This window comes from Lactobacillus xylocopicola, from assembly GCF_033096005.1.
Lineage (GTDB): Bacteria > Bacillota > Bacilli > Lactobacillales > Lactobacillaceae > Lactobacillus > Lactobacillus xylocopicola.
The window spans coordinates 1324973-1341765 of sequence record NZ_AP026803.1; the positions used below are offsets into that span (position 1 = coordinate 1324973).

Genomic DNA, 16793 nt, shown 5'->3' on the forward strand with positions numbered 1-16793 from the left:
TTTATTCAAAAATAGACTCTAGTTCATAATTAAATCCTACCATTTTATCGGAAGATATGAAATTCACTTTAATAGTATCAGTAGAAAATTCACACTTATTTGTAAACGTAAATTTCCCATTATTTACAAAAAGTTCAGTTAACCCATTATCTATATATAAATCGATATTGATCACTTCATGTATATCTTCTATTTTTTCAACGTGTTTTCTTAATTTGTCATTAATTGTTACTGTTAAAATTTTATTTTGATATTTTACGATATACTTTGCTTTACTCGTAAAAAGTTTTAGTGAAAAAACATTTGGTAACTTTTCAAAAAAAAATTCTGATGTCGATGAGTATTGACTTAATTTGACTATCTCTATTTTTTTCTTGCGTAACTTTTTATATTCAACAATTGGCTTCGCCAATATATAATCATCCTTAATTTTGATTTCTCGTGGTATTGTCAAGGCACCTATATTTGGGTATCCATATTTTCTTTCCTTTTCTTGTTCTATTGGTAATCCAAGCCAACCAATCAATATTCGTCTATTTTTAAGCGGATCATACATCGTTTGTGGCGCATAAAAATCCCACCCATTATCAATTTTTTTCCCAAATGGCAAATTGTTTCTATTAGCATCTCCCATATAATACAAGGAATCAAAACCTTTTTTTTCGGAAGTGTTAATCCCCTTGGGCGATCCTATTATTATCTTTTCCACCCCACATGAAAAGTAGTCCGGGCATTCTATCATATTACCAAAATCGGCACTTTGATTAATCATTTTAAGAAAATAATGCCAATCTTTATACAGATTATCACTGGAATAAAACAACAGTTGTCCTCGGCCATCCTTACTTTCGCCACCAACCAAAATAAAGTACAAGCCATCCATTTCAAGGATTTTAGGATCTCGGAAACGCTTGGTATTTACGTTGGGATTTCGCAAAATAAGCGGATTTCCCGCAAATTTCTTAAAATTAATTCCATCAACACTTTCTGCTAAACAGATGGTTTCTTGATATGTGCTTTTTTTCTTCTTGTGACCCGCATAAGCCAAAACCAACTTATTTTCTACCACTAATGCACTGCCTGAAAAACAACCATCAGCATCATAAGGTTGGTCTGGAGCCAAAGCAAAGTCGACCTGTTGCCATTTTATCAAGTCACGCGAGATAAAATGTGCCCAAAAAATATGTTTTGCATAAGTTGAAAATGGATCATTTTGCATAAATACATGATAATAGCCCTTAAAAAAGACTAACCCATTAGGATCATTTGACCACCCAGAATTCGGCGCAAGATGGTACTTATAGCGGAAGGGATTTTTCACCTGTAAAGTTTGATTCGCTTGCTCAATTAATTTCATATTAAAACCTCAATATTAATAAAGTAGTAAGAACTTATTCTTACTACTTTATTTTTTATTCATCGTCTTCTGACTTATTTATCGCTTTTAACTTTTCAGAGTAGCTCTGCAATTGACTAACTTCAATAAGTTTAGGAATTGCTTCCATTAAAGAAATATTCTGATTGCGCAGATTAATTGCTTCAATCAATGTCGGCATGTTAACGCCAGCTAGTATATCCGAATCTTTTTTAACCGCTACCATCCTTTTGACAATTTCGTTAAATGGCGTACCATACGGCACATCTACTAAGAAAAGCACGCTTTGGTTCTCAATGATTTGAACAATTTGGTCCAGCTTATTCTGAAACGGAACTAGCCCTTCTTCATCAATTTTTGCTGTAATAATATCTTCCTCATCAGGGAAAAAAAGTTTTACCGACTTTTTCATAGCTTCAGCAACAGATCCATGCGAAGCAATGACAATTTTAAACAATTATAATCTCTCCCTTAATTAAATTATATTTTTCAGATAAACTTTTTTATCTGTTGGAACCATAACAGCTGTGACTTCTACGCCACGATCTAAAAGGGTATGAAAAGCTGCTTCTTCTTCAGGTGTGATACTTACACTTGGTTTAATATGACGCGTGTGTTCCCGGGTAGACATATTACCCACATTTACTTTTCGAATATCAAGTCCTTCATCCATAAGTCTAACGATAGTCTCTGGATCTTTGACAATCATGAGAACTTTTTGGCCACGATACTTTCCATTTTGAATATTGGTAACAGCCTTTTCTTCAGTAATTAACGACGTAGAAACATTAGACGGTGCAGCCATTCTAAGCATAGTTTTTTGCACTTCATTGTTAGCTACTTCGTCATTGATAACCATTATTCGAGATACGCCTAACTCATTAGTCCATAAAGTTGCTACTTGTCCGTGAATCAAACGATCATCAATTCTTACGTGAATTATACCTTCCATAATTATCACTACACTTTCTACAAATTATTTCATAATGCCCAAAACATATAACAAAATTGATAATACAATAATGATTAGAATAATGTATATTGGTTTAACTTTTTTACTTAACAGATAATATACTCCAAACACTAATGCTGCTGGTAATAATCCTGGCATGATTTGATCTAAAATCTGATTACCAGTCATTGTTAATGACCCTTGCTTAAACTTTAGTGCCAGATTAGGTTTTACCACCGTTGGAATCAAACCGCCGACTACCATAAGACCAAGAATTGAAACACTCTCAGTAATTAACTTCATCTTCGTTTCAATTGAAGTTAACAAGCTAGTACCAGACTTCATTCCCGCTTTGAACAAAGGAATGCCTAAAGCACGTAAAACCCAGGTAACTAGGAACCACAAAAATATTCCTACCGCACTACCATTGAGGGCCATGTTAGCTGCAATTGCTCCAAAAATAGTCCAAGGGATAACTACGAAAACACTATCGCCCAACCCAGCTAGAGGCCCCATTAGACCAGTTTTAAGTCCCATGATGGTCTTTAAACTGCTGGCTTTCTCTTTTTCTTCAATTTCAATATTCATCCCAAGAACATAAGGGGCTAAATAGGGATTTGTATTGAAAAATTGCAAATGAGTTTTAACCGATTCTTTTAATCCTTTTGGATCATCTTGATAATTTTCTTTTAAAAACGGGAGCATTGAATAAGTATATGCCAATCCCATCATCTTCTCGTAGTTTAGAGATGCGCCACCATTCAAAATCCATCTAAACAAAACACGATTTTTAGTTTTACTACTTACTTCTTTACTCATCTTCGTTCATATCCCCCACACTTTGGACACTAGCTTGTTCCTCACTATTCTTTTTGTATAAAATAAGCGCAACTGCAGCTCCAGCTAAAGCGATACCTAAAATGGTCATCTTTAGATATACCGCAGCTATAAAACCAATAATTAAGTAACCAAAGTAACTCTTAACTGGCAGGTAGCGCAATAATAACCCAATTCCTAGAGCCGGCAGTAGATTACCAGCAACGGTCAAACCGCCTGTTACCCATTGAGGAATAAAGGCGATAATGGATTTTACCAGCGATGGACCAGCAATAACCGTTAATAAAACTGGCAGTCCAGATACCATCATGGTAGTTATCACTCCGCAAATTTGCATGAGTTCGATTTTTCCGTATTTCTCTTCTTCAGCATATTTTTCAGCCTTATTTTGAAAATAAATATTGACTGTCCATTTTACCACGTCAAGTTCTACCATCAGCATTGCCACTGGAATAGCTAAAGTAATCCCAATAGCTGCCTTTTGGCCTGTAGTAATTGCGATGTATGTTCCAATCAACGCAGCCGTTTGATAATCTGGCACGGAAGCACCGCCGAAGCTTGAAATACCCAAAGTCATCAATTGCAAGGTACCACCGATATATAATCCAGTAGTCACATCTCCCAAAATTGCTCCAACAAGCAGACCAGCAACCACAGGTTGAGATGTCCCTAACATCGTTCCGTTCTTATCATAATTTATAAAAAAGCCATATAACACAATTAGTGCTATTTGCCAAAATTGTACATTCACTGACAAATCCTCCCTATTCTTTCAATCATTCTACCAAATTCTTGAATATATCCTTCATTTGCTAGTTAGCAATTATTGTGCCAAGTTATACTTTTAAAAAGTGCAGACTCTATTTTGCCCACATGGAGAGCGCTCTTACTGCCGTCCAAAAATAATTTGATCTACATAAATTAACTCCGAAGTAGGAATTTTCACACTATAATTGTCACTAATCACAGTGGCGGCCGCCTTAATTACCTCCAGCTCATCGCCGTACTTCTTAGCAAAAGACTTTTCAAAGTCTGGATTGAGATTATTCTCTTCCTTCCGGATCAACCGCTCAATTAGATAACTAATATGAACGTAAAGCGTAAACTTTTTTTGGTTAGATAACGCGTGGGCAAACCGTCGCTCTACTTCCTGGATAAAAATGGTAATATTTTCGATTACTTTGGAAGCATCTAGGATAGTAACCATGTTGACTGTCTGTTCAAGCGAAAAGTTCTTGACTAGGTTATTTGATATGGTAGCAATCTCTTGACTTGAAAAGGCCCCAGCCAGCCACTTCTTGAACTTGGCCGTATCCTTGTCTGAAAGAATCTTTTCCAGATAAATAAAATCTACGTCCTGGAGGTGAGGATCTTCAGTTCCAATAATGCCAATCACGTCATACATTCTGCGGATAACTTCGACCTTGTGAACATCTTGCAAGGCTTGAAAGTCATAGGGAATAATCTTAATTTGCTTGCTAGTGGGTAGGCAGCGTTCGAGTAACCGCGCAACGTGGGTCGCTGTACCGATGCCCGAATAGCACGTCGTCAAAATCGCCTTAGGTTGATTCCTTTGGGGATAAATCAACTTAATATCGAGCTGGTTAGTCTGCTTAGCCAGCTGACTAAGTTCGCGGAAGCTGCGCTTTTTTAACACACTTTCCCCTACCATCAATGCTAAAGGCGTCGAAACATTATTCATTAACAAAATCGGTGCATTTATTTGTCTTGGAAACAGCTTCTCAATTTCCTTTAGAGAACCCATGTCAACCAAAATAATCAGACCATGCGAAATATCATTATTCTCGCTGTAATCAATGATACGGTTAGCAATCTGCTGGGTACTAACATTAATCGGCATATCAAAAGCATCTAACGTGTGGGTCCCCAGCAAGCGATTCACGACATTGGCAATACTTCCGGCAGTAGCATAACCATGGGCCAAGACAATTGCCTTGACCAGACCGGTCTTAGTGATTATCTCTAACTTGTTGAGGTAGTTCGTCAAAAAGATGTAATCGACCTCATTAAGTTCAATATCCAAATTGTCCCTAATCAGGTTGATTAGCTTGGTCACATAGCTATAAACTTCAGCATATTGCTGCTGCACATCACGGTTCAAGGACAGTAGAACGCTCTTGTGGTCTAGCTCATCAATACTCCACTGAATCTTCTCCCGCTCAAACAGATAATAACTGATCGCATAAACCGCATTACCACTAATCTTTAACTGGTAGGCATTCTTCAATTGATCGAACAGGTGCTTAACGCTTTCAATCACATATGACAATAGCGGTAGCTGCTTACCGTTATCTTTTTCAAACAGCAAGGTATCGAACAGTTGATAGACCAGCTGTTTGAGCTTAGATTCGCATTTATGCAGGTCCTGGTCATTTTGTTCGTAAATATCGAGCAGGCGGTGCAAACTATTGAGAAAAATTTTCTTTTCAGGAAAATTGCGCGCAATCAGATCACTTATTTCTGTATCATTGTTGATAACCATGGGCTTGCCTGGCGTATGGTAGAGCTCCGCCTTGCTCTTGGTCAAAACACTGGCCGGCAGGTGGTAAGCTGTAATGGCAATATGCTGCTTTTGCTGGTCCACATTTGCCCGAGCAATCGTTAATTTAATTGCATTCTTCAGATCACCAATGTTACCACTCGGTTGGTAATTGGCCAGCATGTCTAGCACCTGATCACTAATTGCAAGTGGTCGGCCTATCTTCTTCTGCTCGTGGTTAAAGAGCGTGTAAACCAAATTCAGGCGCTCTTCCTTACTTCGTTTGCTTAGCGGCGGCAAGGTGATTTTGACCGGAATTCGCCGCATAAAGGTAGTTAAAAAGTTAGCGTCGAGGTCTTCCGTGGTCGCAAAACAAAGACGCACATCCACCTTTTTGCCAGTTTGGGTTTCGCCAACCGGATAGACAACGCCCTGATCCAGATAGGTGAACAACTTTTCTTGACCCTTGGGGCCGAGCCGGTGAACCTCATCTAAAAACAAAATGCCCCCATCTGCCTGGGTAAAGGCACCCTCACGTTCTTCATCAGCGCCAGTAAAGGCGCCCTTAACATAGCCAAATAAGTTGCTAGTTAACAGCTCCGGATTATCGGCATACTGGGCACAGTTAACCGTAATGAAGGGCGCAGCTGCATCGATTAACTGATGCGTTCGACAAAAACGGTTGATTAATCCCACCAAGTAACTTTTTCCCGTTCCACTTTCACCGGTAATTAGTAGCGGCAGACCGCCGTTAGGATAGAGAATAGCAGCCCGTACGCGTTCAATACTTTCTTTGAGGCTCGGATTAATTTGCGTGAAGCTTTTTAAAATATCTTGTTTGCTACTTTCTTGTTCAAGTTGAGCAACCGAGCGATAAACATTGGACTTCAGCTGAAAATTATTCTGCTCAAAACTGCCTTTGTGCAGAAAATGAACCGGCCGCGTCTGAATTTTTACCAACTTTTGTTCGTTAGTCAGCTGGTTAAGATATAAACTGACCGTATTTCGCTTGGCACCAAGTTCTCTAGCAAGACCGGCTGCAGTGAAACCGGCAGTTAAGTGGTTTAAATCAATCGTTTTAGTTTGCTTTTCAAGGGACTTCAGAATTCTTTGTTTCAGCATACGAACCTCCGCCATTGTGATTAATCGCTTTCATGGTCCATTGTACCGCAATTAATTAACACTTTCGGCTCTTTTTCACGCTTTTGTTCTGTGAAAAAATTCTTTAATAACCTTTATTCTTATCAAAGTGCTGTTATCAATGCATTGATTTGATTATGATTTTCTAGTAAAATTTTTTCTTCAGTTAGTTAGTGTGATTTTTGACCATTAGTGTGAAAGTTTGTTAAAGTAAAAATCAAATAGCTTTCACTTTAACTATTTGCATTATATAGCCGACGATTCGCTAACAATCAACGGGGCAATGGCTTATTTTAAGATCTTATTGAATGATTTTTTTATATCAGGTATAATCAAAAAAGTTTACAAATAAACTTGCTATATTTTTATATAGTTTTATACCAGGAGGAATAACATGAAGAGGAAAAGATTTTAAAAAGTGGACTTATTGCATTAGTAACTAGCTTGTTATTAAGTACAGCTTCTAATACAATACTAGCCGCTACTAGCCGCTGCGCAATCTAGTAAAGAGGTTACCAGTGCTCGCACCGGTCAAGCAGGTAGTAAAACTTCCGGTGCCTTAAGTCGTAAGGAGAAAACTAAGAAAGGAAAGACAATAACTGGCGGTGCTGCAGTTATTCCAGCTGCAGCAGGCCTTTACTTTGTACCTCCGTTCGGACAAGTACTCATGACTGCCACTGGTGCTTTAGTGATTGGTGGCGTAACTTACGCGGCAGGTTCTGCAGTCTATAACATCGCACGAAAAGCTTTCCAAAACGGAACAGCTAAAAAAGTTAAATCATCATCGAAAAGCAAAGGTAAAAGTAAATCTTCTAAGAAGAGCAAGCCTAAAAAAAGCAAATCCAAAAAAACTAAAGATGGAATTTCGGCTGTCGTCAAGGCAATTGCTAGAAAAATCCCTAAATGGCTAAAAAAGGCAGCATATCAGGTAGACTTGAAACAATTTCCCAAAAAAGCTAAAAATGGTATTCGAAAAGCTAAACATGGCTGGGAAATTAGACCCAAAAATAGTCCGGGTAATCCTCATGGCGGTAGTAAGTGGAAACTCTTCGATAAAAAAGGGAGAGTGGGAACTTTAGATGAAAATGGAAGAGTGGGAACTTTAGATGAAAATGGAAGAATTTTACGTAAATAACGGAGCCTAAACTATGAATTCAAAAGAAGCAAACGCCATTATTGATGATTTAAATGAACAAAATCACAACGATTACTACATTGATTTTGTTCCCATTACTTTTCCAAACGAAGACTTTGCGGAATTAGCAGATTATCTTGAAAAGCACTATAAACCAGACTTTGCTAACAAAATCGTTTTTATCGCTTTTACCATTATGCATTACTATGAATCTTACGTTTCTTTAGTAATTGATGGTGACGAAGATGAATATGAGAATGATGAAGATTATGAGGCGACAGAAACGGATATTTACTTCTCAAAACTACGCTATAAGGATCTACGTCATCTCGGCCTGGAAGAGCTAGCCAAGCTAATTAGTAAAATGGTCATCGACAACTATCGAGGAATAAATATTCTTTTTAAGAATGACGACAAGTTTTCTTTGATGGCAATTGAGGATGAATACGATACTTATTTTCGCAATCTTTCTGGTAACGCCTTGAAGTTAGTCGATCAACTGGTTAACCACCAAGGAATATATCTTAAGAAAGCACCAAATAACTAAACCATGAACACAGAAAAAGCCATTAACATTATTGATAAGTTATTAGAAGACCACTTTTTAGGAAAGGGCAAAGATAATTATTTGATTGACTTTGTCCCCGTTACTTTTCAAAATGATGACTTTAACGATTTAGCAGCATATTTGGAAATCCACTTTAAACCTGACTTTGTCAAGAAAATCACTTTTATTGCCTTCACTATTATGCACTACTATGAATCTTACGTATTTTTAGATAATCATGACGTAGAGCCACTTTATCCAGAACTGATTAATAAAGATTTGCGCCATCTAGGAATAGAAGCGTTAGCTAAGTTAATTAACAAGATCGTAATTGAAAATTGGTCAAGTATAAATATCCTCTTCAAAAATGATGGCAAACTTTCACTCTTGCGAATTGAAGACGGACTAGATTCTTATTTCTTCAACCTTTCTGCTGGGACATTAGAAGTTGCTAAATCTTTGGTAACCCAGCAAGGGTTATATCTGAAACTCATCTACTAATAAGTTATCACCGAGACGAACACATGAATGCAAAAGAAGCAAACGCCATTATCGATGATTTATATGACCAGAAACAAAACGATTACTACATTGATTTTGTTCCCATTACTTTTCCCAATGAAGACTTTGCGGAATTAGCCGATTATCTTGAAAATCACTATAAACCAGACTTTGCAAACAAAATCGTTTTTATTGCCTTTACCATTATGCACTACTATGAATCTTACGTATTTTTAGATAATACTGCTGAAGAACCCATTTATCCTGATCTAGTCAATAAGGATTTGCGCCATATGGGATTAGACGAGCTGTCTAAACTCATTCATAAAATTATTATCGAGAATTGGTCTGGCTTATATATTATTTTCAAAAATGAAAATCAAATCTCAACTATGCGTATTAGCGATGAATACGATACCTCTTTTCGTAATCTTTCTGGCAATGCATTGGCTTTAGTCAAGCAATTGGTCAGGCAACAGGGAATATATTTAAAAAATTAAAGAACTAATGCTACAAGGATTTAAGTCATGAATTCAAAAGAAGCAAACAAAATGATCAGTAATAATTCCCAAACTTGTATTCAAACAACACAAGGAGACCTAATATGAACGGAAAAAGAGCATTCAAACTTATTAATAATTTATTGGATAAGGATCAAGGTAACTACTATGCTGACTTTGTTCCGATCTCCTTTCCGGACACCGCTCCGGAGGAATATGCCGAACTAGCAGACTATCTAGAAAAACACTATAAGCCAGACTTTGCCGAAAAAATAATTTTTATTGCCCTAACTATTCGCTACTATTATCCAACCAATATCTTTTTAGATGGCAGTAGCGAGGACAAGCGCAACATTTTGCCAGAGGAACTCGCAGACTTGATTAGAGAAATGATTATTGACAACCGCATCGGCTTAAATATTCTCTTTAAGAACGCCGACCAATACTCACTAATGCGCATTGAAGACGGTTACGACACCATTTTCTGTAGTCTTGCTGGTGAAGGTTTGTCGGTAGTCGAACAATCGCTTAGCCACCAGGGACTGTTCTTGAAGCAGTACGATGGCGCCTTTGGCAATGAAGTGCAAGAAGCAGACGGCGGCTGGCAGATTCGTCCCAATAACCGCAAAGGCGACCACCCCCATGGCGGCGGCCGGTGGAAGCTTTTCAACACTGATAAACTTCGGCAGCGCACCGCTATTCTGGCCGCTGATGGCACCATTCTAAGAGCCTAAATTATCTTTATGACCTACTTGTCCCTTTTAGACAAAAAAAATAACCGTCTTAACGGTCACTCCTGGGCAGATTCACAATACGTGAGTCTGCCCTTGCTTGTTTACAGCTAGCTTTATTCTTGTCCAAAGAACAGTACCTCTTGCAAAATAACGGTAAGCAAAGCAAAACCCTCCAGGCTAGACTTTTTCCACCATGGAGGGTTTTGTTTCGTAGCTCATAATCAGAGCTAGAGGTTATTTAATATAACTTATTGTTGCCGTCATAGACGGCTCAACAGGAAGTCTAGCTAGAGGCTAAACCTCCTGTTCCGAACTATATTATACCATTTTTTCTAAATATTACTAATAAATAATTAACTAATAAATTAATTTTACAGAATTTTTTTATTTATCTGGTACATCCTGAATTGTTACATCTGCACCAAGCAAATGTAACTTCTCCTCTACTCGATCATAGCCACGTAAAATGTTGCCCGCATTATTAATCACGGTTTCACCGTCAGCCATTAGACCAGCAATCATTAGACAAGCCCCAGCCCGAATCTCTCCTGCCGAAACGGTTGCACCTTGTAAATGCTCGGTCGGATGAACCAGGATAATATTGTCTTCAACTTGGATATCAGCGCCCATTTTACGTAGCTGCCCAATATGGCCAACTCGTTTAGGGTAGATTTGATCAATAATGACGCCCTCACCGGTCTTAGCCGTTAGCAAGAGTGGCGTTACCGGTTGTTGCAAATCCGTCGCAAAACCCGGATACGAGCCGGTCTGAATTTGCGTCATCTTTAAGTCACCGGCCGGATAGACATAGAGTGAATCTTCATCAGCTTCAATCACGACACCCATTTCTTCAACTTTCGCCAGGTATGAATCAAGGTGTTCCTCGATGATGTTATGAATACAAATGCCATTACCGATGCAGGCAGCAAGAGAAATATAGGTACCGGCCTCAATTCGATCAGGAATAATTGTGTGCGGTGTCTTGGCCGCAATCTTTTCAACTCCTTCGATACGAATTGTGTCCGTACCGGCACCTCGGATAACCGCTCCCATGTTATTTAAGAAAGTCGCCAAGTCAATTATTTCCGGTTCCTTAGCAGCATTAGCAATAACCGTTTGTCCCTGGGCGGTAACTGATGCCATGATAATGTTCATCGTTGCACCAACTGATGGCATTTCAAGGTGAATCGTTGCACCTTGCAAACCTCCAGCTGGAGCAGTAATTGTTATTTGGTCGTTTTCATTTTCAACAATCGCACCTAGGGCTTCGAAGCCCTTAATATGCTGGTCAATGGGACGAGGACCAATGTCATCCCCACCGGGAAAACCTACAACTGCCTTACCAAAGCGGCCAAGAAGGGCCCCCATAAAATAATAGGAGGCCCGCAAACTCTTGATTTTACCGCTCGGCAATGGGCTCATCTTAATGTTCTCTGGGTTAATGTGCAGGGTAGTCTTGTGAAAATCACTTACGACATCCATTTCGCTCAGCAGATCCATTAAGTTGTCAACATCAGCAATCCTCGGAACACCTTCCAAAGTCACCGGTGCATGTGACAAAATTGACGCAGGAATTAGCGCCACCGTTGAATTTTTGGCGCCACCAATCCAGACATCACCCTGCAGGGGTTTTCCACCATGAATTATCATTTGCTTCATTGGCGAAAATATCCTTTTCTATTTTTTTCGTTACCATCATGTTAAAGGAAATCACCCGAAAACACAAGGGCTGAAACCTGTCTTCTCCAAGCATTATACATAATTTTGTATTATTCAAATTCGCCGCTTAAAAACGCTCTTCGGTTAAGCCCGATGCAGCACCAATAAAAGCCTTGTATAGACCTTCTGGTCGCTGCGGCCGACTCAAAAATTCAGGATGATATTGGGCGGCAATGAAAAACTTATGCTGTGGCACTTCAATTACTTCAACCAAATGATTGTCAGGCGAAACTCCGGAAAAAGTCATACCAGCTGCTTCAAACGCTTCCCGGTATTCGTTGTTAAACTCAAATCGATGACGGTGGCGCTCCTGAATCACATCCTGATTGTCATAGGCAGCAGCTGTCTTCGTCCCCTTCTTGAGTGCAGCCGGATATAAGCCCAAGCGCAGGGTCCCACCAATATTTTCTTCATCACGTTTGTCAGCCATAATATCAATCACATTATACTTAGTCTCCGGATTAGCCTCGGTTGAGTTGGCTCCGGTTAACCCCACCACGTTGCGTGCGAATTCAACAGTTGCCATCTGCATACCTAGACAGACACCAAGGAAGGGCAGGTCGTTTTCACGAGCGTACTTAATTGCCGTAATCATCCCTTCCAGGCCACGCGTACCAAATCCGCCAGGAACAATCAAGCCAGCAGACCCTTTCATGTAGTCGCTGATATTATCAGCAGTAACGTCTTCTGCCTGGACCTTATTAATTACCACATTGGTATTATACAGGTAGCCCGCATGCTTTAAGGCATCAGTTACTGAAATATATGCATCTTCAAGTTCAATATACTTACCGACTAAGGTGATTTTAGTCGTATGCTGCAAGTTCTTGGTCCGGTCAGCTAACTTTGTCCACTCGGTCATATCCGCCTTGTTTTTGGGACTTTCAAGCTGCAAAAAGTCGCAAACTTTCTGGTCCATGCCTTGCTCTTGAAAAGACAAAGGCAAATCGAAAAGCGATGGTGCATTGATTGACTCAATAATGCGGTCAACAGGCACGTCCGTAAAGTTGGAAATCTTATCTTTGTGCTCCTGATCAATTGGCTTTTCGGCACGTAACACTAGCATATTGGGTTGAATTCCAATACTTCGCAACTCGGCAACCGAATGCTGGGTTGGCTTAGTCTTCATCTCACGCGCGGCATGCAAATAGGGCACAAGCGTACAGTGAATGTACATCACGTTCCGTTCGCCCACTTCTCGCCGCATTTGCCGAATTGCTTCCATAAAAGGGGTTGATTCGATATCGCCAACTGTCCCACCGATTTCCGAAATAACAACATCAGAATCAGTGGTCAGGCCGGCCCGCATGATTTTTTGCTTGATCATATCGGTAATGTGGGGAATAACTTGGACGGTAGCACCGTGGTAGTCACCCCGCCGTTCCTTCTCCAAGACTTCCTTATAAATCTTACCGGTGGTGACGTTGGAGTACTTGCTGGTACGTACATCAACAAAGCGCTCGTAGTGGCCCAGGTCGAGATCGGCTTCCGTACCATCATCTGTGACAAAAACCTCGCCGTGCTGGTAAGGATTCATGGTACCCGGGTCAATATTGACATAGGGATCGAACTTTTGCATCGTCACCTTTAAGCCCCGATTTTTGAGCAAACGTCCTAGACTTGAAGCAGTAATGCCTTTACCCAAAGAAGAAACAACGCCGCCGGTAACAAAGATATATTTCGTCATTAGCCAAACTCCTTTTACTAAAATTACTTGGAAAAATAAAAAAAGCTCCCTTACGGGAGCATAATTGCACATAAGGTGCCCAAATTAAATATTATCTATTTTAGGCTTTGAAGTCAAGCAAATTATTCCTCTTCATCATCGTCAGCTAATTCAGACAGTTGTCCTTCAATGCCATCAGGCAAGTCAGTATCATCATCGTCATCAGTATCTTCAAAGTCATCATCAGCGCTAAAGTTATCGGCCACTGCCGCGTCTAGGTCAGCATCTTCCGGATCGTCGTTATCGTAGTCAATAATGTCATCGCTACCCGTTGCGCTCGCTAAGAAGGCATTAACCTTCTTATGGTGTGTGCGGGTGTCTTCTTCATCCTCATCTTCAGGGTGGTTAACTTCCTCGTCAACTGATTCGTATGGAAACCATGAACGCAGGGCCCAGATATTTTCACCCATTGAAATAAACTCACCGTTAGTGTTCATATCAGTATAGAATTGGGGCAAACGCTCCCTGATTTCTTCGTCGCTCTCATCCATAAACTTTTGAACGGCATTAACAATATCAGCAAAGGCCATTCTCTTATTGTTATCTTCTAGTATTGCGCGAGCAACTTCAATCATTGATAATTCGTTGCGATTTTTGTCTTTAAAGTCGTTTAATCCCACAATCATTCCTCTTTCTTAACAGTTCTTCTTATTTTACTAGGCGGTTAGGTAAAAATCAACGTAACAACATAATTTCCTACTAAGTATAGACCACTGAAGAGGTCATATTCAATCTGGAGTTGCTGGGTACCATCATTCTTAGTAAAAAATTCAATTACTTTGGTTTGACTTTTGAGATCCATCTGGTAGCCTTGCGCTACATAGCGGCATGCCTTCTGCTCACCACGCTTAAAGTGAAGCTGAGAATAGTCGGTATTATCTGATCCGCGCCTGATAATCACGTCATCCTGCCTAATCAAGACTTTAACCGGCACCCTTCCCTCTTCTAAATAAGCCACCCGAGTCACGCCTGCGGCTTGATTAAGTTCACCAATACCAGTCTTTTGGAAGGTTGCGCTTTCGTTTTCTTGGGTAATTTGACTAATGAAGTCTACTTTTATTTTGGTCATTGCTCTGCTTCTTTAAACTAAAAAAGCTAATCAGACTGACTAGCCACAAGATTAATAATCCTAACTTACTATTTATAGATAATACTTATTAAGTGTTACCCACTAGTATAAGGTAATTAGGATTTTTTAGCCAGAATTTCACTGTCCCCCAATAGGTGCCAGCTAACGAGGAAAAAGCATAATCAGGTCTATCAACCAGCTTATGCTTTTACCTTTATTTGTAAGGAGATTTTTAAAATGTAATCAATGTCTAATGACTTACATCCTAACTGACACTGACTGAAGTCGTCTTATCCCGCGGCAACATGTCGTCGGAAAAGCTCTGCAGCTCAGTCTCAAGGATGCGTAAATTTTCTGTTTTTTCTTTCAAATATGCGACTGTCAATGGCAATAAATCAATCCCCTTATGTGGATCAAGGTCGGTAACAGACTTTATTTTCTGTAACCGATATTCCACTGTCTTAGGGTGAACCATTAAAATTTCTGCTAACGATGACATCGACAATTGGTTTTTAGTATACAACCATAAGGTCGATTTGGTGTCTTCGTCAATTGTGCTTAACTTTTTTCGTATTACAGGATAATCCAACGATGAGTGTACAATAGCAGACATGTTTGCGAGTTCAGTATAATGAACAATTGGGTCAAACTTATTCGTCAGCATCAAGGCCAGCAGTGCTTCCTTAATACTCCCTGAAAGGTCGAAATGACGACTGCCAATTCCAACACAACTATTACGTGGCATGTTGGCTAAAAGTTCATTTTCCTTATCCGGTCGAACAACGTATACGCGTTTGTTTTTGTCTAAGTTAAACGCTAGCCGCCACTCAGGCAACTTGTTGCCAACAGTAGATGCAACTAAAGCAACATACTTAACGTCTAAATCAACACCATTTAACTTAGCCCGACCATCAAAGCCATTGTTAGCAACTGGAACATCATAGTCTGAAACATATAACCACTCATGCATAAATTTTTCAAGCATACTCATATTCTCCCATATTTTTGGAATAGTTACACTATAAATTTTTAATCAATAGGTGTTGCTACTTACAAAAGAGAAACTCAATCAGGTAAATCGTTAATAATTATGCTTGGATAAATTTTGCTAATTAGGGGTGATTACCGTTCCATCACCATTAGTCAAGTATTGTGACACATTATTCAATGAGGTGATGACTGCTTTTCGCTTAGTCGATTCAACAAACGAAACTGCCGCTTCAACCTTTGGTTTCATTGAACCACCGGCAAACTGGTCTTCTTCCAGGTATTGCTTCATTTCTGCTACCGAAACTTGGTGCAGGTCTTTTTGATTTGGTTGTTTATAATTCAACGAAACATATTCTACGGCAGTCAAGATAATCAACTCATCAGCTTCTACTAGCTCTGCCAGTTTGGCTGCTGAAAAGTCCTTATCAATAACCGCTTCAACGCCGCGAATTTGGTCCTCCGTTTTTACTACGGGAACACCACCACCACCAGCAGCAATCAGTGTCATACCCTTGTTGACCAAGGTTTTGATGGCGTCAGTTTCCATAATGCTGACTGGCTTGGGTGAAGGTACTACCCTTCTAAAACCACGTCCAGCATCTTCCACAAGTTGCCATTCTGGATACTTCTGACGAATTTCAGCTAGTTCAGCTTGTTCGTAGAAAGGTCCAATCGGTTTTGATGGTTCCTTAAACGCCGGATCTTCTTCATCAACTACTGTTCTCGTCAACATCGTCATTGCATCTATGGGCAAGTTACGTTGATCAGCATTCATATTCAAGGCGTTTGCTAGCCACAACCCGATTTCACCCTGCGTCATCGCGCCGACTGTATCTAGCGGCATGGTCGGGTTTTTTTCGGTGCTGCCATCAAGTTGCTGCAACAACAAGTTACCAACCTGAGGACCATTACCATGAGTAATCACTAACTGAATATCACCCTGAGCAATAAAGTCCATCAAATAGCCAGCTGTTGTCATCAGTGCCTGCTGCTGTGCTTGTGCCGAAGGATCATCCGTTAAGATTGCATTACCTCCTAATGCAACAACAATTCTTTTCATACTTTCAA

At 39.8% G+C, this 16793-nt stretch carries 17 protein-coding genes; 5 read left to right on the plus strand and 12 right to left on the minus strand.

Annotated elements, in window-relative coordinates; genetic code table 11:
- Window position 1: 1 nt before the first annotated feature.
- The 6 genes from R8389_RS06430 to R8389_RS06455 all read right to left on the minus strand — a co-directional run bounded on the left by R8389_RS06430 (window position 2) and on the right by R8389_RS06455 (window position 6786).
- Window positions 2–1357 carry a glycoside hydrolase family 32 protein gene (locus R8389_RS06430; RefSeq protein ID WP_317637203.1) on the minus strand — a complete coding sequence of 452 codons (1356 nt, stop codon included), beginning with the start codon at window positions 1355–1357 and terminating at the stop codon, window positions 2–4.
- A 55-nt stretch (window positions 1358–1412) separates the two neighbouring features.
- Window positions 1413–1832 carry a PTS sugar transporter subunit IIA gene (locus tag R8389_RS06435; RefSeq protein WP_317637204.1) on the minus strand — a complete coding sequence of 140 codons (420 nt, stop codon included), beginning with the start codon at window positions 1830–1832 and terminating at the stop codon, window positions 1413–1415.
- 18 nt (window positions 1833–1850) lie between these two features.
- Window positions 1851–2327: a PTS sugar transporter subunit IIB gene (locus R8389_RS06440; protein ID WP_317637205.1), complete on the minus strand. Its 477-nt coding sequence runs from the start codon at window positions 2325–2327 to the stop codon at window positions 1851–1853.
- A gap of 24 nt (window positions 2328–2351) precedes the next feature.
- Window positions 2352–3146 (minus strand): PTS system mannose/fructose/sorbose family transporter subunit IID, encoded by a 795-nt coding sequence (locus tag R8389_RS06445; RefSeq protein WP_317637206.1) that lies wholly within the window; start codon window positions 3144–3146, stop codon window positions 2352–2354.
- Window positions 3139–3915: a PTS mannose/fructose/sorbose/N-acetylgalactosamine transporter subunit IIC gene (locus R8389_RS06450; RefSeq protein ID WP_317637207.1), complete on the minus strand. Its 777-nt coding sequence runs from the start codon at window positions 3913–3915 to the stop codon at window positions 3139–3141. The genes R8389_RS06445 and R8389_RS06450 overlap by 8 nt, the downstream gene beginning before the upstream one ends.
- A 135-nt stretch (window positions 3916–4050) precedes the next feature.
- Window positions 4051–6786, minus strand: a complete 2736-nt coding sequence (locus tag R8389_RS06455; RefSeq protein WP_317637208.1) for a sigma 54-interacting transcriptional regulator — start codon at window positions 6784–6786, stop codon at window positions 4051–4053.
- Window positions 6787–7471: 685 nt separating this feature from the next.
- Between R8389_RS06455 and R8389_RS06460 the strand changes: the two genes are divergently transcribed.
- The 5 genes from R8389_RS06460 to R8389_RS06480 all read left to right on the plus strand — a co-directional run bounded on the left by R8389_RS06460 (window position 7472) and on the right by R8389_RS06480 (window position 10221).
- The gene (locus tag R8389_RS06460; RefSeq protein WP_317637209.1) at window positions 7472–7939 is read left to right on the plus strand and encodes a hypothetical protein; all 468 of its coding nucleotides are present in this window, start codon (window positions 7472–7474) and stop codon (window positions 7937–7939) included.
- 13 nt (window positions 7940–7952) lie between these two features.
- Entirely contained in the window at window positions 7953–8486 is a 534-nt protein-coding gene (locus R8389_RS06465) for a hypothetical protein (protein WP_317637210.1), read from the plus strand.
- Between the two features lie 3 nt (window positions 8487–8489).
- Window positions 8490–8987, plus strand: a complete 498-nt coding sequence (locus R8389_RS06470; protein ID WP_317637211.1) for a hypothetical protein — start codon at window positions 8490–8492, stop codon at window positions 8985–8987.
- 23 nt (window positions 8988–9010) lie between these two features.
- On the plus strand, window positions 9011–9487 hold the full coding sequence (locus R8389_RS06475; protein ID WP_317637212.1) for a hypothetical protein: 477 nt from the start codon (window positions 9011–9013) through the stop codon (window positions 9485–9487).
- A gap of 104 nt (window positions 9488–9591) precedes the next feature.
- The gene (locus R8389_RS06480) at window positions 9592–10221 is read left to right on the plus strand and encodes a hypothetical protein (RefSeq protein WP_317637213.1); all 630 of its coding nucleotides are present in this window, start codon (window positions 9592–9594) and stop codon (window positions 10219–10221) included.
- Between the two features lie 384 nt (window positions 10222–10605).
- Here R8389_RS06480 and murA read toward each other — a convergent pair whose 3' ends face one another.
- From murA to arcC, 6 genes are all read right to left on the minus strand, one after another.
- Complete coding sequence (murA, locus tag R8389_RS06485) at window positions 10606–11880, minus strand: UDP-N-acetylglucosamine 1-carboxyvinyltransferase (RefSeq protein ID WP_317637214.1); 1275 nt, start codon at window positions 11878–11880, stop codon at window positions 10606–10608.
- Between the two features lie 127 nt (window positions 11881–12007).
- On the minus strand, window positions 12008–13627 hold the full coding sequence (gene pyrG / locus R8389_RS06490; RefSeq protein ID WP_317637215.1) for a CTP synthase: 1620 nt from the start codon (window positions 13625–13627) through the stop codon (window positions 12008–12010).
- A gap of 122 nt (window positions 13628–13749) precedes the next feature.
- A complete protein-coding gene (gene rpoE / locus R8389_RS06495; protein ID WP_317637216.1) occupies window positions 13750–14286 on the minus strand; it encodes a DNA-directed RNA polymerase subunit delta in 537 nt (178 codons plus the stop codon).
- Window positions 14287–14330: 44 nt separating this feature from the next.
- Window positions 14331–14735 (minus strand): DUF1934 family protein, encoded by a 405-nt coding sequence (locus R8389_RS06500; protein WP_317637217.1) that lies wholly within the window; start codon window positions 14733–14735, stop codon window positions 14331–14333.
- Between the two features lie 265 nt (window positions 14736–15000).
- On the minus strand, window positions 15001–15720 hold the full coding sequence (locus R8389_RS06505; RefSeq protein ID WP_317637219.1) for a PucR family transcriptional regulator: 720 nt from the start codon (window positions 15718–15720) through the stop codon (window positions 15001–15003).
- A gap of 123 nt (window positions 15721–15843) precedes the next feature.
- On the minus strand, window positions 15844–16785 hold the full coding sequence (gene arcC, locus R8389_RS06510; RefSeq protein ID WP_317637220.1) for a carbamate kinase: 942 nt from the start codon (window positions 16783–16785) through the stop codon (window positions 15844–15846).
- Window positions 16786–16793 lie beyond the last annotated feature (8 nt).